The organism is Xanthomonas arboricola pv. guizotiae (assembly GCF_002940205.1).
Lineage (GTDB): Bacteria > Pseudomonadota > Gammaproteobacteria > Xanthomonadales > Xanthomonadaceae > Xanthomonas > Xanthomonas arboricola_C.
On the sequence record NZ_MDSK01000005.1, the window covers coordinates 65,950 to 89,725 of the forward strand.

22 protein-coding genes and 1 pseudogene are annotated in these 23,776 nt (G+C 60.9%); 17 read left to right on the top strand and 6 right to left on the bottom strand.

The window, feature by feature from the left end; genetic code table 11:
* Positions 1-3 precede the first annotated feature (3 nt).
* The 9 genes from XarbCFBP7408_RS04525 (at position 4) to XarbCFBP7408_RS04565 (ending at position 6,929) form a co-directional block, all read left to right on the top strand.
* Positions 4-882: a helicase RepA family protein gene (locus tag XarbCFBP7408_RS04525; protein ID WP_104561767.1), complete on the top strand. Its 879-nt coding sequence runs from the start codon at positions 4-6 to the stop codon at positions 880-882.
* Positions 854-1,741 carry a replication protein C, IncQ-type gene (gene repC, locus XarbCFBP7408_RS04530; RefSeq protein WP_181106700.1) on the top strand — a complete coding sequence of 296 codons (888 nt, stop codon included), beginning with the start codon at positions 854-856 and terminating at the stop codon, positions 1,739-1,741. Before XarbCFBP7408_RS04525 ends, repC begins: the two co-directional genes overlap by 29 nt.
* 665 nt (positions 1,742-2,406) lie before the next feature.
* Positions 2,407-2,685: a TraK family protein gene (locus XarbCFBP7408_RS04535; protein ID WP_104561769.1), complete on the top strand. Its 279-nt coding sequence runs from the start codon at positions 2,407-2,409 to the stop codon at positions 2,683-2,685.
* Positions 2,686-3,007: 322 nt separating this feature from the next.
* Positions 3,008-3,379, top strand: coding sequence for a conjugal transfer transcriptional regulator TraJ (gene traJ / locus XarbCFBP7408_RS04540; protein ID WP_104561771.1), 372 nt, complete (start codon positions 3,008-3,010; stop codon positions 3,377-3,379).
* A 249-nt stretch (positions 3,380-3,628) separates the two neighbouring features.
* Complete coding sequence (gene trbJ, locus XarbCFBP7408_RS04545) at positions 3,629-4,429, top strand: P-type conjugative transfer protein TrbJ (protein WP_429001402.1); 801 nt, start codon at positions 3,629-3,631, stop codon at positions 4,427-4,429.
* Between the two features lie 15 nt (positions 4,430-4,444).
* Positions 4,445-4,714, top strand: a complete 270-nt coding sequence (gene trbK, locus XarbCFBP7408_RS04550) for an entry exclusion lipoprotein TrbK (protein ID WP_104561773.1) — start codon at positions 4,445-4,447, stop codon at positions 4,712-4,714.
* The gene (gene trbL / locus XarbCFBP7408_RS04555; RefSeq protein WP_104561775.1) at positions 4,711-6,372 is read left to right on the top strand and encodes a P-type conjugative transfer protein TrbL; all 1,662 of its coding nucleotides are present in this window, start codon (positions 4,711-4,713) and stop codon (positions 6,370-6,372) included. Before trbK ends, trbL begins: the two co-directional genes overlap by 4 nt.
* Positions 6,373-6,374: 2 nt before the next feature.
* Positions 6,375-6,632 carry a hypothetical protein gene (locus tag XarbCFBP7408_RS04560; protein WP_104561777.1) on the top strand — a complete coding sequence of 86 codons (258 nt, stop codon included), beginning with the start codon at positions 6,375-6,377 and terminating at the stop codon, positions 6,630-6,632.
* 63 nt (positions 6,633-6,695) lie between these two features.
* The gene (locus tag XarbCFBP7408_RS04565; protein WP_104561779.1) at positions 6,696-6,929 is read left to right on the top strand and encodes a type I toxin-antitoxin system ptaRNA1 family toxin; all 234 of its coding nucleotides are present in this window, start codon (positions 6,696-6,698) and stop codon (positions 6,927-6,929) included.
* A 218-nt stretch (positions 6,930-7,147) separates the two neighbouring features.
* Here the strand turns inward: XarbCFBP7408_RS04565 and XarbCFBP7408_RS04570 are convergent, their stop codons facing one another.
* Entirely contained in the window at positions 7,148-7,513 is a 366-nt protein-coding gene (locus tag XarbCFBP7408_RS04570) for a transcriptional regulator (RefSeq protein ID WP_104561911.1), read from the bottom strand.
* 314 nt (positions 7,514-7,827) lie between these two features.
* Between XarbCFBP7408_RS04570 and XarbCFBP7408_RS04575 the strand changes: the two genes are divergently transcribed.
* The 8 genes and pseudogenes from XarbCFBP7408_RS04575 to XarbCFBP7408_RS04615 all read left to right on the top strand — a co-directional run.
* Entirely contained in the window at positions 7,828-8,070 is a 243-nt protein-coding gene (locus XarbCFBP7408_RS04575; RefSeq protein WP_258072013.1) for a plasmid-related protein, read from the top strand.
* Positions 8,070-9,446, top strand: coding sequence for a DNA cytosine methyltransferase (locus tag XarbCFBP7408_RS04580; protein WP_219820256.1), 1,377 nt, complete (start codon positions 8,070-8,072; stop codon positions 9,444-9,446). Before XarbCFBP7408_RS04575 ends, XarbCFBP7408_RS04580 begins: the two co-directional genes overlap by 1 nt.
* A gap of 4 nt (positions 9,447-9,450) precedes the next feature.
* On the top strand, positions 9,451-10,542 hold the full coding sequence (locus tag XarbCFBP7408_RS04585; RefSeq protein ID WP_104561783.1) for a PmeII family type II restriction endonuclease: 1,092 nt from the start codon (positions 9,451-9,453) through the stop codon (positions 10,540-10,542).
* A 1-nt stretch (position 10,543) separates the two neighbouring features.
* Entirely contained in the window at positions 10,544-10,765 is a 222-nt protein-coding gene (locus XarbCFBP7408_RS04590) for a transcriptional regulator (RefSeq protein WP_258072014.1), read from the top strand.
* Positions 10,766-11,166: 401 nt separating this feature from the next.
* Positions 11,167-12,426, top strand: coding sequence for a tyrosine-type recombinase/integrase (locus XarbCFBP7408_RS04600; RefSeq protein WP_104561787.1), 1,260 nt, complete (start codon positions 11,167-11,169; stop codon positions 12,424-12,426).
* A gap of 155 nt (positions 12,427-12,581) precedes the next feature.
* On the top strand, positions 12,582-13,403 hold the full coding sequence (locus XarbCFBP7408_RS04605; RefSeq protein ID WP_104561789.1) for a type IV toxin-antitoxin system AbiEi family antitoxin domain-containing protein: 822 nt from the start codon (positions 12,582-12,584) through the stop codon (positions 13,401-13,403).
* Positions 13,387-14,331: a nucleotidyl transferase AbiEii/AbiGii toxin family protein gene (locus XarbCFBP7408_RS04610; RefSeq protein ID WP_104561791.1), complete on the top strand. Its 945-nt coding sequence runs from the start codon at positions 13,387-13,389 to the stop codon at positions 14,329-14,331. Before XarbCFBP7408_RS04605 ends, XarbCFBP7408_RS04610 begins: the two co-directional genes overlap by 17 nt.
* A gap of 3 nt (positions 14,332-14,334) precedes the next feature.
* Positions 14,335-14,863, top strand: a pseudogene (locus XarbCFBP7408_RS04615) (integrase core domain-containing protein); the annotation flags it as partial.
* 115 nt (positions 14,864-14,978) lie between these two features.
* On the opposite strand, the gene XarbCFBP7408_RS04620 reads toward XarbCFBP7408_RS04615, so the two are convergent.
* The 5 genes from XarbCFBP7408_RS04620 to XarbCFBP7408_RS04640 all read right to left on the bottom strand — a co-directional run bounded on the left by XarbCFBP7408_RS04620 (position 14,979) and on the right by XarbCFBP7408_RS04640 (position 23,723).
* Positions 14,979-15,950 (bottom strand): IS5 family transposase, encoded by a 972-nt coding sequence (locus tag XarbCFBP7408_RS04620; protein WP_104561917.1) that lies wholly within the window; start codon positions 15,948-15,950, stop codon positions 14,979-14,981.
* A gap of 174 nt (positions 15,951-16,124) precedes the next feature.
* Positions 16,125-17,159 carry a Wadjet anti-phage system protein JetD domain-containing protein gene (locus XarbCFBP7408_RS04625; RefSeq protein ID WP_104561793.1) on the bottom strand — a complete coding sequence of 345 codons (1,035 nt, stop codon included), beginning with the start codon at positions 17,157-17,159 and terminating at the stop codon, positions 16,125-16,127.
* Positions 17,156-21,556: a hypothetical protein gene (locus XarbCFBP7408_RS04630; RefSeq protein ID WP_146093736.1), complete on the bottom strand. Its 4,401-nt coding sequence runs from the start codon at positions 21,554-21,556 to the stop codon at positions 17,156-17,158. The genes XarbCFBP7408_RS04625 and XarbCFBP7408_RS04630 overlap by 4 nt, the downstream gene beginning before the upstream one ends.
* Before the next feature lie 2 nt (positions 21,557-21,558).
* Complete coding sequence (locus XarbCFBP7408_RS04635) at positions 21,559-22,290, bottom strand: hypothetical protein (RefSeq protein WP_104561797.1); 732 nt, start codon at positions 22,288-22,290, stop codon at positions 21,559-21,561.
* A complete protein-coding gene (locus XarbCFBP7408_RS04640; protein WP_219820257.1) occupies positions 22,287-23,723 on the bottom strand; it encodes a hypothetical protein in 1,437 nt (478 codons plus the stop codon). Before XarbCFBP7408_RS04640 ends, XarbCFBP7408_RS04635 begins: the two co-directional genes overlap by 4 nt.
* Positions 23,724-23,776 lie beyond the last annotated feature (53 nt).

Below are 23,776 nucleotides of genomic sequence, written 5' to 3' on the forward strand. Positions count from 1 at the left end.
GGAATGGCGATTGATGTACTGGCGGCGTTCGAGCACGAACCGCCGGTACTGGACTTCATATGGCCCGGCTTCCTTGCGGGCACTGTCGGCGCGCTCGTCGCTCCAGGAGCCACGGGTAAGAGCTTCTGGGCGCTGGAAGCAGCCATGAGCATCGCATGCAGCGTCGCGGGTGGCGACCTCGTTGGCCTAGCTCCCGCGCACACCGGGCGCGTGGTCTATTTGGCCGGGGAAGACCCTCCGCCGGCGCTGGTGCGGCGCATTCATGCCATCGGCCAGCACCTCGGGCACGCCGCCCGCCAGGCCATCGCAGAGAACCTCGCGCTTGAGCCGATCATGGGCAAACGCCTGAACGTCATGGACGATGCCCACTTGCGCCGCGTCATCGAGTACAGCGCCGGGGCGCGGCTGATCGTGCTGGACACCCTGAGCCGCATTCACGCCCTCGATGAGAACAGCAACGGCAACATGGCCCACCTCGTGGCCGTGCTGGAGCACGTTGCGGCCACCACGGGCGCATCCGTGCTCTACCTGCACCACGTCAGCAAAGGCAGCGCCCGCGAAGGGCAGACCGACCAGCAGCAGGCAGCACGTGGCGCGTCCGCGCTGATCGACAACGCCAGGTGGTGCGGTTACGTCGCCCGGATGACCGAGGACGAAGCAAAGCGCCTCAGCGACCGCGCCCATGACCGGCAGCCAATCGGCAATGAGCGCCGCAGCTACTTCGTGCGTTTCGGCGTCAGCAAGCAGAACTACGACGCCACGCCGCTTGATCGCTGGTACATGCGACATGCGGGCGGCGTTCTGGTGCCGGTGGAGCTGCACGAGGTCAGCAGGAATGAGGAGAAGGGGCGCGATGGCCGGAGGCGAGGCGATGGCTTTTGACCTCACCCATGCCAGGCACGATCCGATGCACTGCTTGGTTCCCGGTCTGTTCCGCAGCCTCAAGCGCGGCGAACGGAAGAAGCTCAAGCTCGATGTGACGTACCACTACGCCGAGAATGAGCAAGCACGGTTCGTCGGCTTCGAGCCTCTTGGCGCTGATGACATGCGGCTTCTGCAAGGTCTTGTGGCTCTTGGCGGGCCGAAGGGCATCATCCTGACGCCAGAGCCATCAGCGGATTTGCCGAAGCAGCTCCGTCTATTTCTTGAGCCGAAGTTCGATGCGGCAGGGCAGGATGCGCTTGTCGTGCGCGAGAGCATGACCAGTCTGCTAGGCGAAATCGGCTTGACCGATGGCGGCGACAACATCAGGGCGATCAAGGCGTGTTTGCTGCGCATGACAAACGTGACAGTGATGGTCACCAAGGGGATCAGGCACAGATCTTTTCACCTGATGAGCCATGCCTTCGATGAGGGGGATGGACGGCTATTCGTGGCGTTAAATCCTCAGATTACGGAGGCGATTCTTGGGAGGCGACCGTATACCCGCATCGACATGGCCGAGGTACGGGCGTTACAAACCGACCCGGCCCGCTTGATTCACCAGCGTCTATGCGGCTGGATCGACCCGGGCAAAGCCGGACGTGTGGAACTGGATACCCTTTCTGGTTACGTCTGGCCGGACGAGGCGAACGCCGAGGCCATGAAGAAGCGCCGCCAGAAGGTTCGCAAGGCTCTGGCCGAGCTTGCCGCCGTGGGCTGGAAGGTAAGCGAGTATGCGGTAGGGAAGTGGGAAATCGGCAGGCCAAAGCCCGTAGTAACGTTCCCCAATCTCCGTAGCAACGCTCCCCTTCACCCGTAGCAACGTTCCCCGCCAGAAACTGGAAAATGCAATAACGGTGCGGGCTTGCGACCAGTCCGCGAATTCCATCCATGATCTTCCAAGATCATCCACTAGGCGCGGCACTTGTCGCCGCCCTTTAGGGCGACGCCAGGCCCTCGCCGATGAGGCGGCCTTCGGCCTTTAAGTTTTACGCCAGAAGGGCGGTCAGCCCCGACCGCTCTTTTTAGCGGCTAAAACGCTGCGCCCCTCAAGTGTCAATGACTGGCGTTGTATGTTGTATGTTGTAGCGCGCTACAACATACAACAGTGCGATTTCGATGCCCGGTCGCATATGAGTCCGGCCCATTTTTTTTGCGCGCCGACCGAGCTGCAGCATCGTCATTTCTGGCGATGCTGGCCACCGTCACCATTTCCGACGATGACCACAGCCATCCCCGTTTCTGACGATGGCGACCGAACTGTCTGTTGACACTTGAGGGGCCATGCTGGGAATCCCCCTGGGCCTACTCCCTCTTGGCGTTCAACTCTTCCGTGATGCTGACTGGACTGGCCATCGCTGTTTCGATGGGCGTGCTTGTGCCATCGGCTCCATGTCAACCAATTCGGCCAATTATTGGAATGTTGTGCCGGCCGGCACTCCGTAACCTTCGGAGTAGTTCAATTGATAACGGAGGTTTACGGACATGACGACGACAGAAAGCAGTTACCCGGACGAGCTGGCCGCGCGGCTCGCTCATAAGCAGCAGACTTCACAGCTAAAGCGCAGGGACTACTTGGCCGTGTTCATGGCGGTGCGCTCGGACGTGACGGCAGCGATGGAGGCTGGCTACGCGCTCAAGATCATCTGGGAATACATGCGCGAGAGTGGACGCATTCCTTTCCGCTACGAGACCTTTCTGAAATACGTTCGCCAGCACATCACCAATGCGCCGCACGGTTCCACGAGTCAGAACACGAAGTGAGGAAAGAGCCGTGCTCAATCGCTGCAAGCGCACGGCTGATGCACTGTTATTGGTTGTTGGATCGCTGCAAGCGCGCGGAAATGGGCCATTTCCTTCCCGTTTTCACGCTGCGGACGCGCTGTTGCGCAGCAATAGGGCGCTTATAGCGCGAGATTCGATGAATCGTTCGATGCAAAAACAACGCCGAAAGGCGGGCAGGATAGGTGAAGTAGGCCCACCCGCAAGCGGGTTGTCCTTCTTCACTTCCCCTTATTCGCGCCGGGGGCGCTCAACGGGGCATCCTGCTCTGCGAGGCTGCCGGCTACCGCCGGCTGGAGAACGAATGGACGACGAGAAGAGGGTCACGCGGAAGAACAGCCCGCCCATCAAGGTGTACTGCCTTCCCGAAGAGCGCGAGCTGATCGAGGAGAACGCCAAGAGGGCGGGGATTAGCGTTGCGCGTTACCTGCGCGACGTGGGCCAGGGCTACCAGGTCAAGGGCGTCATGGACTACCACTACGTGCGCGAGCTGGTGCGCGTGAATGGCGACCTTGGCCGTCTGGGCGGCTTGCTCAAACTATGGCTCACCGACGACCCGCGCACGGCCCGCTTCGGCGATGCCACGATCCTTGCCCTGCTGGGTCGGATTGAGGCCACCCAGGACGATATGAGCCAGCTTATGAGGTCGGTGGTGCAGCCGAGGGCTAAACCTTGAGCGTTTTAGCGGCTAAATTACGGTGTGCTGGACGCGACACAAGGCCCTTCCAGGCCACAGGCCTGAGCGTTATCACCCTCGGGAGGACGCATAAGGCCAGGGGCACCCCATAAGGGCCGAGAACAGAAACACCGAAGTCCGGGCCTCAGTGCCAAGGGCGATACCGATTGGCTAGTGGCGTAGCTCTTCGATGAAACCTTGCTATGGGCAAGCGCGAGCTTGGTCAAGGCATTGCCTTTCTTTCATCGAATGGAGATTGCGACCATGAAGCACGTCCGTTTTTTAGCGGCTAAAACCGCGCTCGCTGCCGTCCTGGCCGGCAGCATCATCATCACCCCGGCGCAGGCCGGCATCCCCGTCATCGACGGCGGCAACCTGGTGCAGAACGTCATGACGGCCATCGAGTCGGTGGCGCAGACGCTCAAGCAGATCGAGCAGTACCAGACCCAATTGCAGCAGTACGAAAACATGCTGCAAAACACGATGGCCCCGGCGGCCTACATCTGGGATCAGGCTCAGTCCACCATCAACGGGCTGATGAATGCCGTCAACACGCTGGACTACTACAAGAACCAGCTCGGCAGTCTCGACAACTACCTGGGCAAGTTCCAGGACGTGGCCTACTACCGTGGCTCGCCGTGCTTCTCGGCCGCCGGGTGCTCGGATGCCGAGCGCGCCGCGATGGAGCAAAACCGCAGCCTGGCGAGCGAGAGCCAGAAGAAGGCGAACGACGCACTTTTCAAGGGCCTGGAGCAACAGCAGCGCAACCTTACCGCCGATGCTCGCCAGCTGGAACGGCTCCAGTCCGCCGCGCAGGGCGCGACCGGGCAGATGCAGGCCATCGGCTTCGCCAATCAGCTCGCCGCCAACCAGGCAAACCAGCTCCTGCAAATCCGTGGCTTGCTGATCGCGCAGCAGAGTGCCGCGACCGCCAGGATGCAGGCCCAGGCCGACCTAGAGGCGCAACAGCAGGCCGCCGGCGCGACTTCCAGGGAATCCAGGATCGAGCGCACGGCCAGCCCGAGAAACTGGCTCGAACTGACCCGCTGACGGAGGCCCTGCACCATGAAAAAAACGATGCTGCTTGCCGGCTTCGTGGTGGTGCTGGTGGCCGGCTGCGACAACAAGCCGGCCATCCCGCCCATGCCCGAGGTCAATGACACCAACTGCCAGATCGAGGCGATCAAGAAGATCGAGGACAGGGCCACGCGCGAGAAATTCGCCGGGTTGTGCTCGCGCCGGTCGCCGGCCGCCGGCGGCATCGCGCCGACCGAGAAGCCCATGAACTGGCTCGAACTGGCCGCCCCGAAAGACCAGAAGGAGGCGAAGCCATGAAAGCACTGCACAAGGCGGCGTTGATCGGCGTCGCTCTCGCGCTCTACTCCACCGCCGCATCGGCCCAGCTCACCAACCAGGGGATGCTTGACCAGGTGGTGACGGAGTTCGCCACGCGGGCCACGTCCTGGCAGACGGTGGTGATGAATGCCGCGATGTTCCTGTTCTGGACGCTGGGCACGATCTCGCTGGTTTTCACGTTCGGCTTCATGGCGCTGCGCAAGGCCGACATTGGCGAGTTCTTCGCCGAGTTCATCCGCTTCATTCTGTTCTTCGGCTTTTTCCTCTGGCTGCTGCGCAACGGCCCCGCCTTCGCCAACTCGATCATCCAGTCACTGGCCCGGATCGGTGAGCAGGCATCCGGGGTGGCATCGGTGACACCCTCGGGCATCGTGGATATCGGCTTCATGATCTTGAAGCAGGCATTCACAAACTCGTCGATCTGGTCGCCCGTGGATAGCTTCATCGGTGTGGCCTTGAGCGTTGGCATCTTGATCCTGCTGGCAGTTGTAGCGGTGAATATGCTGCTGCTGCTCGTCTCGGGTTGGCTGCTGATGTACGCCGGCATCTTCTTCCTCGGCTTCGGTGGGTCGCGTTGGACTTCCGACATGGCGCTCAACTACTACAAGACCGTGCTGGGCGTGGCCGTGCAGATCATGACGATGGTGCTCCTGGTCGGCATCGGGAACGACCTGCTTTCCAGCTTCTACGCCAGGATGAACACCGGAACGCTGAACTTTGAAGAGCTGGGCGTGATGCTGGTTTTCTGCGTGGCGTTGCTCATGCTGGTCAATCGTGTGCCCCCTCTCGTCGCCGGCATCATCACCGGGTCGGGTATCGGTGGCGCGGGTGGCATCGGCAACTTCGGCGCGGGTGCTGCCATCGGTGCCGCTATGGGCGCGGCGAGCATGGCCGCCGGTGCGGCAAGCGTGGCCGGCGCGGCCGTGATGGGTGGTGCAGCCTCGGCCGCCGGAGGTATGTCGGCGGTCAAGGCAGCGTTCGAGAAAGCGGGGTCGAGCGCCGGCGGTGAATCGGGCGGAATGCCCATGCTCGGCGGCGGCTCCGACTCCGGCAGCGATGCAGGCTCGTTTGCGCGAGCTGCTGGCTTTGGTGGCGGGTCAAGCTCAGGTGCGGGCACCACTACACCACTTGCACAGGCCGCCGGTTTCGGCAGCAACTCGGGCAGCGGTGCCAGCGGATCGGGTGGCGGCAATGGGCAGCAGTCCGGTAAATCGGGTGGCGGTTCCATCTCGAAGGGTGGCGACGAAGCCGGCAGCAAGAAAGCCCAGCAAGGCGGCCAGCAGGCCGCGCCAGGCAGCACCGGCCCCGGCTTGCTGGCCTCGGCCGCATCGGCGCTTGGCACGGCGGGCCGCGTGACGGCCGACGCCGGCGCGAACCTGATGCAAGGCGTCGGAGAGGTTGCGAAGGCCAAGGCGACGAGCATCCGCGATGCCGCTGTCGAACGCATCGCCGACACCACCGGCGGGAAGATCGCGGCGGCGATCAGGGCGAGCGCGGAGAGCGATCAGACCGCCGCTGTCGAGGCGGTGCCGACATTCGGCGGCAACAACCTGGCAGGGGCTGGTTCGGCCGCAGCCGATCCTGATGATGAAGTGGCCGCATTCGCTAACCGCGAGCACGGTAAATCGGAGGCGTGATCATGAGACGTAGTGGCTTTTTCGACTGCCTGGCGCTCGACCAGGTGCAGCGGCCGGCGGTGGAGTTTGAGCGGCCTGGCGATCAATCAACCGAGCTTGATGCAGCGGCGGAAGTGGCGGCCTTCATTGATCGCCCTGCCGCGTCTGCTATCGAGGCCACCAGACCGGCGGCCAGGTCATCAGGCAACAGCTACAGCGGCAGCAACAGGAACACGCCGCTGGCCGATGCCGCCGGCTTCTACAGCAGCGGCCAGCGATAAGGCGCGCCGGCCGGCGTGGGGCCGGCCGACACTTCCACAACCCACCTACCATAGAGGTGAAGCATGGCAACCTTGAATCCTACCAATGCAATCGCAACCCAGGCAGTTCATCATGCGGCCGCGCAGCTCGCGGCCCTGGACTGGATCGACCAAGAGGCGGCGCGGCAGCTCTCACCGATGGCTGAAGCCGTCGCCAATATGTTCATGGTGCTGTACTACCAGGCCGAGACGGGCAGAGCCACGCGGGACGATTTCCGCCAGGCCCTGGATGCGGTGCGGCAGTCACTCGCCGCGTAGGCTCCACCAGGAACAGCAAGGGCGGCCAGTGGCCGCCCTTGTCGTTTTCGGGCCTGCATCGCAGTTTTCGACGATGCGCGCCGGCGTGCTCGAGCATCGCCAGTTCGAGCGATGACGGCCGCCCTGTACCTTCCCCTTGGCGTGGATCTCGCATCGTCATTTCCGGCGATGAGATCCACCTGCAGCACCGCCAGAAATAGCGATGCTGGCCAGCTTCGCTATTTGATGCCGTGCATGGTCCGCGCACGTGCCGCAACTTCGCGGGCGTGCTCGATATAGGCCTGGTCGCCGGTGGCTTCCGCATCGGCCAGGAGTGCAGCCACAGCTTCGGCATTGGTCAGGTGTTCGGCCGGATCGAAGGGCGTCAGCACTTCACGGCCGACCGCAGGCGCATCCAGCCATTCCCGCTCCTGCGTAGTCAACTCGGCCGAAGGGGCGCATTGGGCCAGCAGCTCATCGAGCGTGTAGCGCACCCGGTCAGCCAAGACGGCGCGGGCCGGGCCGGCTTTCAGCGCGTCATGGGCTGGGCCGGCCTTCTCATGCAGCCAGGTTTCCAGGTTCCCCGGCGTGTCGTCGGCTTTCAGATCGGCCAGCAGCTCATCGACCGAGCTAAACCGCCCGGCAACGCGGCCGGCGCGGCCATCTGCAATCGCCTTCTCGGTTTCCTTCCTGCTCATTGAACACCTCATGCTGATGTTGCTCGGCCCGACTCATTTAGATGAGGTCATAGGGGACATGTAATACGTTACCGGATTCTTCGGGGAAAGCAGCAGCCCATCTTCTTGGCGTACCTCATATCCGGCCTTGGGGCCGAAGCACATGACGTCGCTGACGAACTGGTGCGGTGAGCTTGCTGCCTTGGCAAAGTTACCGCTTGACCTTGCTACCCTCGCTGCCCATGGATACACATTTGTGTATCCATCTGTGGTACAGTGCAAGAATGGCCATTAAAGACTCCGGGATGCGCATTCGGGTGGAAAAAGAGTTGCGCGAAGCCTTCGTGCAAGCTTGCCGCGCCCAAGATCGAGCTGCTGCCGACGTGCTGCGCGATTTTATGCGCACCTTCACAAGCAAACAGCAACGCGGCCAAGCGGATTTGTTCGCTGGCCCAAGAGCTTCAGTAAATGAACATAATCAATAGTGGGCCGCATCATTATGGCTGAAAAATACTCTGTAATTTCCCTTTTTTCAGGAGCGATGGGCCTAGATCTTGGCGTCGAAAAGACCGGACGATTTGAGTTGCTAGCCTGTGTTGAAAAGGAACCAAGTTTCTGTGCCACGATTCGAGCAAATCACGCGAAAGGAAATCTGCCTAAGAATTTAAAGGTGTTTGAAGGAGATATTTCTAATCTCGACCCGGCAGTGGTTTTGGCCGCATGTGGTCTTAAACCAGGTGAGCTTGACGTTTTAGTGGGTGGCCCCCCCTGCCAGTCGTTCAGTACGGCGGGGCGTCGCATGGCCACGCAAGACCCACGCGGTACATTACTTTGGCAGTATCTTCGATTCGTGGAATATATGCAGCCTCGCTTCTTTCTAATGGAGAACGTGCGAGGCTTGCTGTCTGCTGCGCTCAAGCATCGACCCATTGCCGAGCGACCGGAGAAGGGAGGGCCGCCACTTGAACCAGATGAGCTGCCTGGCTCAGTTGTTCGCCTATTTGCGGAAGACTTGCAGGCCCTCCAGGGAATAAACGGCAATGGCTACCATGTAGATTGTTTTGAAGTGAATGCGGTGAACTATGGCGCCCCCCAGTTAAGAGAGCGCGCCCTTTTCATTGGCAATCGCTACAACGCTGTTGTGAATTTCCCTGACCCGACACATGGCGTTGCTCGTGTCCCGAAGGAATCGCAAGGGAGTCTTTTTGGAAAAACTCAACTAAAGCCATGGCGAACGCTACGTGATGCCATAGGGCATCTGCAATATTCGTCGACTGATGTCATCATGGATTTCAGCCCGCGAAAGAAATCTTTCCTCAGCCTAGTGCCGCCTGGCTCAAACTGGCGCAGCCTGCCTGTTGATAAGCAGCAGGAGTCAATGGGAAACGCATGGTTTGCTAAGGGTGGTCGATCAGGATGGTGGCGACGTCTGAGCTACGATTTACCGTGTCCAACCTTGGTGACCATGCCGAACCATGCGAGTACCGCACTTTGCCATCCGGCTGAAGTGCGGGCACTCTCACTGAAAGAATATGCCGCCATACAAGAATTTCCATCGAATTGGTGCTTTGAAGGAACAGCAAGTCAGCAGTATGCCCAAGTTGGAAACGCTGTACCTGTTCGGTTGGGAGAGATAGCAGGTCAGGTAATTGCCGAAGAGCTGGAAAAATTACGCCAGCAGAACTGGCTTTCTCAGGCTGAGAAGCCTGACGGGTATCGCGTGGTGTATGTTCAATCACACGTCCGCACACGACAATGGTTCAAAGGGGGAAAGACCCTAGTGTGGGAGGATGGTGAGGATAACTCTATTGCTTCCTATGAGCCCCCGCAAACCCTAAGAAAAATTAGTGCGATTGGATAATAAAATGGCAACTCGTGCAGCGGCGAATCCTTTTACGGCAGCCCTTAAGTCAAGAACTCACAGATTTAACACCAAAGAGATAGTCGCGCTCTTTGCGAAGGTGACCGAGGAACGCGTTGAGACTCTGGCTCATGCCCTGGCTGGTTATATTAGTGTTAATTTGCCTGCCGCTCTTGAGCGGCGCTCACATTTGGCCGATTATCGAACGAATCCGTATGTTTTGATGACCTCGGCCAGTGTGATGAACCTTGATGATCCACGGGCGTTTGGTACGTTCCTGTTCAATAGCAAGCTCTATATGGGTCTTGAAACTTCCTTTGGAAAATCAATTGAAGCGGCATTTGTTGGGCAATATCCAGTCGTATCACCAAACAAATGGATTGAGGCTCCCGAGAAGCGTGCAGAGTTTGATGCTCTTATTGGATTAAGCAATGAGCAGAAGGCGCAGCGTCGCATCAATTCGGTTTGGAGGGAAATTGACAAATCAGTAGTGGTCGGTGCTAGGCGCTATCTCACCTCCATTAAGAGTGGCCCCAATACTATCAATGACACACAGGTTCAGGGCATGACCCGAGCCATCATAGATAACTATCGCACTTGGCTTGAACAAACACGAACAACTTATCCGGGCGTTCAGGAAATTGACGTGGTGCTAGGACTGACCTATGGCACTGACTGCACCACGAATAACAAAGAAAACCAGATTCTGGTGAAGTTGCTGGAAAGCGGGTTTGAGGAAGAGGATCGAGCGACAAAGCCCGGTGTTCTCATTGACAGTGCCACTCGTTCAGTTCGCGTTTATCGGTGTATTGGGAAGGATTTTTGGGCATTTATTGGTCAACCGGATAACCCCATCTCCGCTGATTTCGTGTTTTTAGAAGTGCTGCTTGCTTTGGCGAAGGCTTTGGCCGTTGGTATTGAGACGGCTGACCTTGAAACGCGCATCAACATCAAATTGCAGCAGCTTGCTACGGCGCTTGGGCAGCTACAGTTCCCGCGAAATAGCTTGCCGGAGTGGATACGTGAAGACTTTACGGAAAGCCAGCTATTTTGGTTTGCAACCGCAATGACCGCTTTTTTTGACGAAGGTGTTTGAGATGATGCTTTCCGACATGAAAGAACTAGGCAATGGCGGCGAGGCCGAGCCGTTTTTCATTACCGAGGATGTGGCGGCCGAGATGATCGCCGCCGGTTACGAGTTCAAGCCGCCCGGCCATGTCAGAACGAAGAGCGTCCGCGACCTGTTCGGATGGAAGCCCGGTGAGACGCTGGAAGAGGCCATTGCCCGGCACCAGGGCAAGCAGTGTTCATCCCCTTGATCTGAGCATGGCACTTTTCATGGCATCAACTGGACGGTTGATTCGTAAGTTATTGCCATGAAAAGTATTTTTATGCTTATAGACAATCGAGTGGGAGTGAAATCAGGTCCTTCGGGGACTATCGTCAGCTATCGAAAGTCTGTCATAACGTGTTGCTTTAGAAAGAAATACCTCACGGCAGCTATCGGTGACTATCGCCGGCCAGCAAAACGGGTTGACGGTAGAGCTGACGGTAAGAACCGGAGGTCGGATTGAGACCCTCCCGTTTACTATTGAGACCAAACCGGTCTTTGACGGTAAAACACTCCCCTGGAAAGCTTGTTTCATGCGGCTTTCCGAGCATCAACGGGTCTCCAGGTTCCTGACGGTAAAAGCCGTCACGAACAGGAGTAACATCCTCAATGCTCACCGACACAGCACTGCGCAATCTCAAGCCTAAGTCCAAGATTTATAAGGTTTTTGACCGCGATGGCATGTACGCGGCGGTATCGACCGCCGGTACCATCACCTTCCGCTACGACTACCGTCTCAACGGACGCCGCGAGACGCTCACGCTCGGACGGTATGGGCCGGCCGGCATGTCGCTGGCCATGGCCCGAGAACGGCTGCTCGACGCCAAGCGGTCGGTTGCTCAAGGAGACTCCCCGGCGCTGGAGAAGCAGCGGGCCAAGCGGCGACTGACTGCCGCCAGGACCTTCGGCGAGATGACGGAACGCTGGCTGGCCGATGCCCGCATGGCCGACAGCACCCGGGCGATGCGCAAGTACATCATCGACCGCGACATCCTGCCGGTCTTCCAGAATCGCAAATTGAGGGAAGTCACCCCCGACGACCTGCGGGCGCTGTGCAACAAGGTGAAGGCGCGCGGCGCACCGGCCACGGCCATCCACGTCCGGGACATCGTGAAGCAGGTCTATGCCTTCGCCATCCTGCATGGCGAACGGCTCGCCAACCCGGCCGACGATGTGAAGGCGGCTTCGATTGCGACCTTCGTTCCCAAGGACCGGGCGCTCTCGCCCGCCGAAATCCGGTTGGCCTTCCACCAACTGGAGACCATTGCGTCCTATCCGACCATCCGGTTGGCCTTGCGTCTGATCCTGCTGACGATGGTGCGCAAGAGCGAACTGGTCGAGGCAACGTGGAACGAGGTGGATTTCGAAAACGCCACCTGGACGATCCCCAAGGTGCGGATGAAGGGACGTAAGCCGCGCGTGGTCTATCTGTCGCGGCAGGCGATGGACATCTTCGTGGCCCTACACACCTGCGCGGCTGGCTCGCGATTCGTGCTGCCGTCGCGCTATGACCCCGATCGCTGCATGTCGCATGCAACGCTCAACCGAGTGACCCAGCTCATTGGCTCCCGCGCGAAGGAAGCCGGTTTGCCGCTGGAGCCATTCACGGTGCATGACCTGCGGCGCACCGCATCCACGTTGCTCAACGAGGTCGGCTTCAACGGTGACTGGATCGAGAAGTGCCTGGCGCACGGAGAGGGCAGCAGGTCTTCGCGGTCGGTCTACAACAAGGCTGAGTACGCCGGGCCGCGGCGTCACATGCTGCAGGAGTGGGCAGACATGGTGGAGGCGTGGATCGATGGGCGTACGCATGTGCCGAAGCTGCTCCCGGAGAACGTGTCGGTCCCGGTGCTCAGCCCGGCTTTGTGAGGGAGGGGCGCATGATGGCATTGACCGTGATTGCTTCGAATGGACAGCCTGAGGTTTGCATTTATCCAGAAAGCATCACTCTGAATGATCTTTTCCTAACTTCGTCAAACCCGTCAGTCTTGGGTGTAGTTTATAAAAATGATATTTTGAGCACTATGGATGCTCAAAATCCAGGAAAACTGAACCGCTTGCTAGCCGAACTGGGCGATACGCAACTGGTGTCGAGCCGCTGGCTGCGCGCGCATGACTACTCCAACAGCTTGGTCGCGCGCTACGTGGGCAGCGGCTGGCTGGTGTCGCCAGCGCGTGGTGTGTACATGCGCGCGGGCGGGCGGCTGCAATGGGATGGGGTGGTCCGCAGCCTGCAGGTCGGGGAGGGCATGCCGCTGCATGTCGGGGGACGCTTCGCGCTGGCCTTGCAAGGGCACGAGCACTACTTGCGTCTAGGCGATGCCGGGACGATCACGCTTTACGGGCCGGTGCCGCCGCCGGGCTGGGGCGGCAAGCTATCCATGGAGCAGCGCTTCGAGTACCAGGGCAATGGACCGTTCGATCTGCCGGCCGTGTCCTTCACTGCGGAAGTCTCCGAGAAGGCGCTATCCGAGGCGGGCTTGGCCTGGCATTCCGCTGCGCCTGGTGTCGATGCCCTGGTGTGCGCGACGCCCGAGCGGGCCATGCTGGAGTTGTGCGATGGCGTATCGGATGCGGCAGGGGTCTACGAGGCCGATGCGCTGATGCAGGCCATGACCACGCTGCGGCCTCAGCGGGTCGGCCTGCTGTTGCGCCACTGCCGCAGCATCAAGGCCAAGCGGCTGTTCCTGGCGCTGGCCGATCGCCACCGGCATGCCTGGCTGGCGCACGTGCCGATGGAGGGTGTCGATCTGGGCCGGGGCAAGCGTGCGCTGGTGCCCGGTGGGCGCCTGCATCCGACCTACCAGATCACCTTGCCAGGAGACCTCGATGAGCACCTGGCTTGATCGGTGGGATCGTCGCTACACCGGCCGTGTGCGGCTGCTGGTGGAAATCCTGCCGGTGCTGGCCCAGGAGCCACGTTTTGCGCTCAAGGGCGGCACTGCCATCAACCTGTTCGAGCATGATCTGCCGCGTCTGTCGGTGGACATCGACCTGGCCTGGCTGCCGGTGCACGACCACGCCGAGGATGCGAAGCTGATCGCCGAAGCACTCGGACGACTGGCCGACGCGATGTGCGCCTGGCCTTCGCAATTGCAGGTGCAAGCGTCATCGGGCGAAGGCGGGACGGTCACCCGGCTGGTGGCCAGTCGCGGCCGCGCGCGGGTGCAGATCGAGACGACGCCGGTGATGCGCGGGACGGTCCATCCAGTGCGGACCATGGTCGTGCGCCCGAAGGTGGAGGAGGCGTTCGGCTTCGCCGAAGTGCAGGTACTGGATTTCGCCGACCTGTATGCCGGAAAGCTGGCGGCGGCATTGTCGCGGCAGCATCCACGCGATCTGTTCGACGTGGGCTTGCTGCTGGAGGATGAGCGGGCGGATGCAGGTTTTTGGCGGACATTTCTCGTGTACCTGACATGCAGTCCGAAGCCAGCATGGGAAATGCTGGCGCCGCGTGTACCTGCGGATTTCGAGGCCACCTTCTACGCTCACTTCAAGGGCATGACGGCTGAGCCTATTGAAGCGACGGCCTTGTTGGAGAGCCGCGAGCGCCTGTTGGCGCGCGTGGCGCATTGGTTGGATGAGCCGTCGAGCGCTTTTCTGCAATCGGTCGAGGATGAGCAGCCGGATTTCGGGTTGATCGGCCTTGGCAATGCGGCCGGTCTGCCCGGTGTACGGCGCAAGCTGCACAACCTGGGGAAACGCACGGCGGCTAAACGCGCCGCGGATCGTCGGCAGTTGGCCGAAGTGCTGGCGCGCATCAAGGTGCAATGACGTGGCGGCATGGATGCGTCGCTGATGTCCCAGCTCAACGAGCTGCAGGACGAGAACGGCACCTAAGAAAGATGTACGCCGACGCCCAGCTCAGTGCCGACCTGCTGAAGGAGACGATGGCAAAAAAATGGTGAGGCCATCTCAACGTCGGGAGATGGCCCGAACTGCGGTCGAAGTCGGACGCACGAACATCCGGCACGCCTGCCAGAGCTTCGAGGTGAGTGAGACCTGCTATCGGTACCAGGCCGAGGCGTGGGACGAAAACGCACGGATCGCGGACTGGCTGGTGCGATTGACGACGACGTATCGCGACTGGGGCTTCGGCCTTTGCTTCCTGTACCTGCGCAACGAGCACATCCAGCCGGGCAAGCCACAACAGAACGCCTACGTCGAACGCTACAACCGCACGGTCCGCTACGCTTGGCTGGCCCGCACCCTGTTCGACACCATCGAGCGGGTGCAGGACAAGGCCACACGCCGGCTATGGACTTACAACCATGAGCGCCCGAACATGGCGCTAGGGATGGCCTGATCAACGCGTCGGGAAAATGAAGTAAGCCACATCGGCCGCGCTCAAGGCACTCAGATCCTCGATTTTTTGCCGTTTTGGGCGCATTTGCGGGGTATTACCCAGATTACAGGCGCACCTACCCCGCGGCGGGCATTAACTCTTTGCGCTTCAGCCACAGGTTCGACAGCGCAAACAGCGTCAGCACCTGCGAGGTGTTCTTGGCCAGGCCGCGATAGCGCACCTTGACGTAGCAAAACTGGCGCTTGATCACACGAAACGGGTGTTCCACCTTCGCGCGCAGGCTGGCCTTGGTGTGCTCCCACCGCTTGACCAACTTCAATTCGCGTTTGCTCTTGATCTGCTTCAGCTTCGAGGGCTTCTCGGCGATCAGGTAGCGCAACTTGCGCTTGCGCTTCATCTCTCCGCGCTTGTCCAGCCCGGTGTAGCCGCTGTCGCCGCTCACCGTGTCTTCCTTGCCGTGCAGCAGCTTATGTGCCTGCGTGATGTCCGCTGCGTTGGCCGCCGTGCATTCCACATGGTGGACAAGGCCCGACTCATCGTCCACCCCAATGTGCGCTTTCATCCCGAAGAAGTACTGGTTGCCCTTCTTAGTCTGGTGCATCTCCGGATCGCGCTCGCCATCCTTGTTCTTGGTCGAACTGGGCGCAGCGATGATCGTGGCGTCCACGATCGTCCCGCCTCGCAGACTCTGCCCTTTACGCGACAGGTGCGCGTTGACCCGGTTGAACAGCTTGCGCGCCAAATCATGCCGCTCCAGCAAATGCCGGAAGTTGAGAATCGTCGTTTCATCCGGCACCTCGTCCAGCCCGCCGATCTTCGCAAAACGGCGCATCGACACCGTGTCGTACAAGGCTTCTTCCGCCGAAGGATCGCTCAATGCATACCACTGCTGCAAAAAATGGATGCGCAGCATTGTCTCCAGCCGATACGGCTGTCGCCCCTGCTGCCCCGACTTTGGATAGTGCGGCTCGATCAGCCCCAGCAGGTCCTTCCACGGCACGACCTGATCCATCTCGGCCAAGAACACCTCACGCCGCGTCCGCTTGCGCTTGCCGTTGTACTCAGCGTCGCCGAAGGAAAGTTGCATCGTCATCGTCCCGTTGCCTCTGTGCGATTGTCGCAGGATCATGGGGAATTGTTCAGACCTTCCCTAGGCGGCATCACGCCAGCGATGAAACTGGCGATGGCTGCATAACTCCACTTCTGAAGTCCGCTAAAAAGGGGGATTACCACCGTAGCTGGAGGCTATGTGTTTTTCCGTTCAGCCGTCCAAACCGCGGGTTGGTGTGGCCATGATGTCCATGGCGCCAGAATGGAGCTGCTCGGTGCCTAGAGCTTCCTGAGGCAGCCACATGCCCGAAGACCAAACTGCTTCGAGCTTTGCAGCCAGCTCTGAGCCGAGCCAAGCAACTGCCAGCCCTACAGCATAGGTTGCACACTCTGGCTTTTCACGCCGAATCCCGTTTGCAATCAACCAGCGGTACAACGGGAGCGCTGCGGAAACAGTCGGATAGCCCGGTTCAATGCAGCGGTTGAAGTCCACGGGAATTGACAAGCCTTTCGGGTCCAGGTCCCCGAAGTATTCCGCTGAAGAAGCTCCTGTTTCCAGCATCGCCTGCTGCAACGCTCGCCCAGTGAGTCTGAAGTTTTCGCCTCCACCGTAGACGACTGCGGTGTATCGTCGCGTGTCCTCGTTCCATTCTGCAAAGCTCCAGTATGTGTTGTGATTCTCGACAACGAGTATGGATTTGCCAGGCGTATCAACCTTGCGATACGGCAGCGGTTGGGGTACCCGGAAGCAACCGATGACGGAGAGTGGGAGTCGTCCGCCAAAGAGAAAGTCCCTGGTGCACATGTTGTCGAGTCGCTTCTCGTCGCCGAAGATTTCCAGGGAACGCTCCTTGATGGGAACTGGAGAAAAAGTCCCCCGGCGTCGAAGCAGGAAGTCGTTGATGGGCTGCAACGCTGACAACTGCGATGGCCTCAATTCCGGCCAGAATCCCAGCTCCGGTGCCCAGGTCACGGTGGCGTGGGTCACGGCCACCTTGGAGCGAGGCGTGCGCTTCAAGGTGATCCAGAGCGGAAGAGGCGGCGAACCGGCCTGTTCCCAACTTCCGGAAGCCGGAAGCGAGATGGCGCCGTCAGCTTCTAGCTTCTTCAGCGCTTCCAGCAGCATCGAACTGCGTTCCGGGCTGTTCTGGACATCCGGGTACAACGAGAAGTAGTGTCGGCGCAGCTCGTCCAGCGGCACGCGCTTGCGCGGCGACGACAGCAGGGCTTCAAGGAATGTACTCAAGCTGTTAACTCCTCTGGCCCGTCGTTGAGTTTCAGGTTCGCGAACTCGAGGTGCCAGCGTCTGGTTTTGCTGTTCTGTCCGGCTCGGCGCAAGCGGATGAACCGCTGGAACTCGCCGAGAGCGTTGAAATCCTGAAGCGCCGTGGCGAATATCAACTGGACGTTCATGGTTTCGGCCAGCAGCCTTTGGGCGCGCCACATGGCGGGGCTAGTGGCCTTTGCGAAGGGATTGTCGAGGATGAGTGGTCCGCCGGCGATGCGATGCACTTGCGCGTGGTTCTCAGCTCGCAGCTGGTTGATGACCAGGTACAGGAACATCGCCATGACGACGCCTTCGCCACCGGAGTTCGATACCCGCTCGACTGGTACGTACTGCTCTGTCTCCTCGATGGACATCTTCAGGACTTGCAGTCCCAGCGGACGCCCATAAACGCGCATCACGGCATCGGCGATGAGATCCGTGCCGCGCGGCGGGAACACGTTCGTATCGGCCAATGTATCGAGGTAGGCGCTGAGGGTCTGGCGTCGTGTCTCGACCGGGATCGTGCTGAAATTTGCCCGCATCTTCAGGACTTGCTTGCCACCGACGTATGGGGCGCCCATTGGCACGGACTTGTCCTTGCTCATCGCGCGATTGAGCGTCGTGATGGCCGAGCGGACGACGGCAAGCACCTCCTCGACGCAGGCGTCGAAATCGGCTTGCATCGATTGCAGCGTCGCCTCGGTCGTCGCAATGCGGTCGTCCAGGTGTTCCAGGAGGCGCCTGGCGTCCGTGCACGCGGCGCCGAACGCGTTGGCGACCATGTGCTGCGCAACATCGGGGTCGACCTCGCGGAACGATGGCTGCGACGCAGCTGCCTTGACGAGGTCGAAGGCGGTTTGAGCCTTCTCCTGCAACTTGCTGACGCCTTGATTCTTGCCTGTGTAGTCCCTCAGCAGCGCGCTGACCTGATTGCTGGCATCGGTCTCGAGAACCAAACTGTCTGGGTCTGGCACTTCCAAGGTCACTCCTACCTGGGCACCGATTTCCGCTGCGATGAGCATGGGGTCGGGCTTGTCTGCAAGGCCCATGCTGCTGCGCAGCAGCGCCTCGATCTTTTCGTCGGCCTGCGCTGCCTGGCGCTTTCGATCTGCCCGGTCTGCGGCCTGGTTCGCGGCTTCGTTGGCCACGCGCATCCGCTCCAGCGCCGAGACCACGCGGCCCTCGGCGTCCACCATGAGAGCAGCCAGGGCATCCAGGTCCAAAGCTTCGTGAGCGGGCTCTGCGGGTCCGAGGTTGGACTTGTTCGAGTCGAACCATTTCTTTGAATCGCCATTCACGACTTGCAGATTCGAGGCGGCATTCACTTGCTCTGGCTTGGCCGCCTCCAGCGCTGCCTTGAAGCCAGCCAGTTCTTCTTCGTGATTAAGGTTCAGGAATGGAGCAATATCCGACATCTGCACGCCCTTGAACTCGCGGGTGAACTCTCTGGCCTTGTCCTCGCGGCGCTTTCGTGCATCGTCCAGCTTGTGCGCCAGGAGTCCGAGTCGCTCCTGCTCCTGCGCGTGGTAGGCGGCTTCGGCGTCGCGATAGATGCGGCGCAATGTCTCCACTGGCCGCGGGTTCTGCAGCAACTGCTCGTGGGCCGGATAGTCCTTGTCATAGTGGGCAATGCCCGCCCGCTCTTCGCCGGCGAGCCCGAGTTCATGGCCTGTGCTCACGCGCAAGCCGTGGTCGCTGTCGTGTTCCTTCTGTAGTTGTTCAAGGCCCACATCGGCTGCAGACTTGTTTTCCTGTGCAGTAATGATGCTTTGCACGATCTCCGCAAGTCTGCGGACGCGTTCCTCGTGGCCGGCTTCGTGTTCGCTCTGGAAACTGCGGACTGCTGACGAAGACAGGACTGCGGCCTGGCGTCGCAGATCAGCCGCCTGCGCTTGCAGCTCCAGTCCTTGAGCCTTCTCATCCAGTTCAAGCGCCTGTGATTCGAGGGACTCCGCGCGCGCTGTCGCCACGGCAGCGTCTTCTTCGAAGGCCAGCTTGTCGGCTCGTGCATTGCCAAGTTTTCCGTCGCCGAATTCCTTCGCATACGTGTCGAGTTCGTGGATCGCCTTCAGCGTCCGGTCCTGGCGCTCCCGATAGGCTGACTGGCGCTCATTTTCCTCGACGACGCGAAGTTCGAGGTTGGAGGCCAGCTTGGCCGCAGCCTCGACGTTGAAGGCCGAATCGTCCTCGGCCGCGACGATCACGCGCTCGGCCAGTTGTGTCGCAGGCTCAAGGGTTGCCGCGGATACCACCACGGGCCGTGCAGGTCGGCGCGTCTCCCAGGCGAGTGCTCTGGCTTTGTCAAGTTCCGTGGATGCTACGGAGACGCCGAGGAAGCGGGCGGGATCGCTGGCGACGAGCGTTCGCGCTTTGGAGGCATCGGGCAGAGCGCGGGAGATGTACGCATTGTAGGCTTGGGCCGAGCGCACACCTGCCTGTAGAAGCGTCTGGACGACGAGTGCGACATCGGCGCTGTAGCCGGCAACGCCGGTTTCATCGATGGCCTGTCTGGTGGCATGCAACTCCGCCAGGCGCACGTCTCCCAGAGACACTTGTCTTGCCGACTCGGAGACGACCTCGCGCAGGCGTGCGGGCAAGGCCGCGGACAGCGGGTCGACGCGGTCGGATTCAATGGCGTTCAGCAGAGCGGGCAACTGCGCCAGACGCTCAAGCTCGGCTTCCCCTCGGGCGATGAATTCGCCGGCTGACTGGGCCTTGCCGGCCAACTCGGCGACACGGACGCTTTCCGTTGCGGCGGTCTGCCGACGCTCCCGCGCTTGCTTGGCGCAGTGTTGTTGAGACGCTCGATGCAGGTCGCGCTCGGCGGTCGCGGTTGCAGCCTCGGTATCGAGGCGTTCGAGCGCTTCGGCGGTGGTTTCCTCTGGCGCCCGAAACGTTTTGTCTGCTTGCAATGCGTCACGCCGCCGGGCATACGCCTCCTCGGCCGCTTGAAGCTTCGAGCGTTCTCCCACCAGTCGGAGCTCGTCGGCTTCGGCTTGATCTCGTTTCTTGCGAAGGGTGGTCCGTGCCTCCTCACGCGCGGCAGCCCGCTGATCGAGCGTTTGGAGTGCCGCCTTCAGTCGCTGTTCTTCGTTGAATAGCGCTCGGCGCAGGAGTGCCCCTTGAATCTCGGCGTGGTCCTTTGTCGGCTTGAGATTTGCGCGTTCGGCTTCGGCTAGTGCGTCAAGCTCTTTGATTTCTTCGTCGACACCGATGATTTCTTTCTGCAGTCGTGCCGCTCGAATGAGCTGCTCGTCCCGCTCCAGGTCTCTTACCCGGGCATCGGCGGCCTCCTTGCGCGCTTTGGCTTGCGCACTGCGTTTCTGATGCCAGGCCCAGGTGACCGTCGCTTGCTCCTTAGTGTGGAGCGTCGAATCCGCAAGCGCGGCCGAAGCCAGTTGTCGCTGGAGCCGCTCGAATTCCGCTTCCTGAGCGTGGTCGAAGCGCAAGGAGATGGCGCGGGCCTGCAGAGCCTGGACCATCTGAGCGCCACGGACCAGCATCGAGCGCTGCGCAGCCAGTGTCTCGAGATACAGCTGGGCAGCGTCGGCGAACGCGTTCAGTGCCGCCCGGAATCTGGTCAGTTCATCGCGGCGCTTCTGGAACTGCGGCTTGCGGCGATGCTTTTCGCACACCGCGACCACCAGCTTGCGTGCTTCGTCGGCTTTCGTCGTGTCGCTGGTCAGGTGCAGGAACTTGCGCAGGAACTCGCCTTCCGTCTTGAAATCGAGGAAACCTGTGTCGAATCCGCCTTCCTGGGCCGAGAAGTTGACCTGCATGCGCAGCATATCCAGGTCGATGAGACGCTCGTCTCTCAAGTGCCGTTGCCACTCGGCCTGGCGGTTGTGGCTGATGAAAACGTCGCCCGGGTATTTTTTCTGCCGTGCGTACAGCCAACGCGAAAACTCCTGCATGGAGGTCGGCGTGGGCTGCGCCAGACCGGGGGCGGGGATATCCGTCAGGCCGAGGTCGGTGTGCTCCTCGAATGAGAAGAACATGCGGTCGACTTCAGGTGGCTCCGTGTGCGACCTCACTGCGACCGCCTGACCGGTCACCAGGCGGTAGGGTTCTGCTCCCGCCGTTCTGGACGGCATGAGCCATTCAACGATGATGAATCCAGGCGTGCCATCATGAGTGAAGTACTGAGAGAAGGTGTTGTGCTTGCTCTGGATGTGCTTGAGAAACTTCTCTTGAGCGGTCTCGAAGCACGAGAACACGAGGCCGATGAGTGTGGTCTTGCCGCCGCCGTTTTCCAGATTGATGAGCGTGTCGGTCGGGTAGCCGCTGTCCGGGTCGGTCAGATCGAAGGTCATCCCTTCATACCATGCGGTGCGAAAGCCGCAGTTGCCCAGGTGGAGGCGGGAAATCTTCTGCATGATCACACCGCCTTGCGCTCGGTCGTAGCCAGTTGCGCCATCTCGTAGAGTCGCCGCAACGCCAGCTCTCGCAGTTGCACCCGCAGCCGGAAGGTGGGCGTATAGGTCGCCGCCGCTTCGTCCTCCGCGTCGCGGTCGAGCCGGACAAGGCCGTTCTGCGCCATATGGTTCAGCGCAATCTTGACGACGCCGACGACCGAGGCGTGCGACGCCCGCTGACCGGACGGGATGGCGACGGGCAGTGCTGAAATCGTCTCCCAGCCGGGCGCGAGTTCAAATGGCACGTCCGGCGGGAGGTCGGAGGTCTCCTTCAGGCGTCGCGCCAGGGCATGAAGCGTGTCGCGGCAGGTGGCCACCGACGCCGGGGGCGGGGAGTAGTTGTCGTCGTCCAGTCCATCGGTCGTCGGGAAGAAGACCGCGGCGATGGCGATGTGGGCCAGCACGAGGGCCGCCTTCTGATCCGGCGTCATGCCGCTGCGGATATCCGTGATACGCACCGCGAAGCGGCTGTCCTTGGAGGCTGGAACCACGATGAGACCGCGCTGCTCGCTCAAGTCGAGAATTTGCAGTTCCATCCCGGCCGCGACATCTTCGACGTACTGTCTGAACGTCGGGTCCGCTCTGCACAGGGCCAGCAGTTCGCGGTATTCCGCGTCGTTGATGGGTGACAGCGTCGTGTGTAGCGCCTTGTACGTCAGTCGCGCGGCGTTGCGCACGGTAGGTTCTGCATTCATGCTGAATCTTCCTGAGGAACAAATGCGAGGGCGCTGCCCTGAGCGATGTCGAGGTGGAACGTCTCTCCCGTGAGTTCGACGCTCACGTTCTTGAACTGGTTCTCGGACCGTGCGAACGAGCGGAAAAGGATCAGCACGAGGCACCGCCGCATCGTTCTGTCCAGGCCTTCGTCTTCGGCGGCATCCAGCAACTGGTCGATGCGCAGCCGCTGGCCGGTGGCGAACTTCCCAGTCAGCCAGTCGTTGGCGCGCTGCACGAGGTCCTTTGGAAACTGGTCGGGCGGAGGCTCGAATTTCTCGATCGAGCCTGGGTCGGTCTCGATCTCCGTGTCCTCCCCGCGTTGCTCTAGCAGCAGGGTGAACACCGAGTTCATGTCGTACACCTTCGGCCACACGGGTGGGTACAGCGCACTGATGAAGACGTCCGCTTCTGCCGAGAGTACTCGGGTGGGAAGGTTGACGAGTTGCGGAAGCAGTTGCGGCTCAAGGTCCGGGAGACCGGTGGGCCTGCGTGCGCGAAAGACTGCGCGCTGTGCTTCGATGAAACGCTCGGGCGCCACGTTGATGTCGGTGACGAGCTGCAGCCGAATGAGGCTGGCGCTACGGATGGTTTCCTTCAGCTGCACCAGGCTCGTGCGCGTTTTCGGCTCGTCGGCACCGAGCAGGGCTTCACCAACGGCTTCTTCCATCCGCGCGTCTTCCGCTTGGCGCTGGCGCACGTGTGCTCGTGCCTCGTCCAGCCGGCTTGCCATGTCGCGGCTCCAGTTGACGCTGCCGGGCGCCCGGTAAGCTTGATAGAGCTGGTCACGGATCAGCTGGCGGTATTCGATGGAGTACTTCCGGGCTCGCCGTGCGATCTCGACGGCGGCCTCGAACCGGCCGCGGCGCACCAGCAGGTCGAGCATCTTCTCCATCAGCTCCTGCGAATCCTCCGGCGCGAGGTCGAGCATTCCCAGGTAGACGAGGTAGCCCTCGGCGGTGGGACGGTAGCGGTAGACGTCATCGGCGTCTGGTTCGAAGCGGACCAGTCGATATCGGATCGATCTGGCGGTGCCGGCAGATGCGTCGAAGAACTCCGCGCTGAACTCCCTGTGGTTGTTGGCTTTGTTGTCGAGCGCGTCAAGGACGACATCCGCGATGCGGCGTGCCTGAGGTGATGTGAGGCCAGGCTTCATGCGGCTGGCGATGTATCCCAGGTGAGCCACGACCTCGACCGATGTACTTCCGCTGGAAATGGTCGTCGCTTCCATCATCAGGTCGAGGGCGGACAACGCGAGGTAGTGGGTGTCGATACCGTGGAACAGTGTCCTGTCCGCATTGCCTTCATCACCAAGCATCGTCTTGTAGCGCTCGAGCTGGAAGATGGGGCGCAGGAGTAGCAGGTTGCGCTGCTGACGCGACAGGTCAAGCAGGTCTGGGGCGCCGCCATCCAATCGCAGGCCATCCTCGGGGGACGCCCGCGGTCCAGGCTCCGCCGGAACTATCC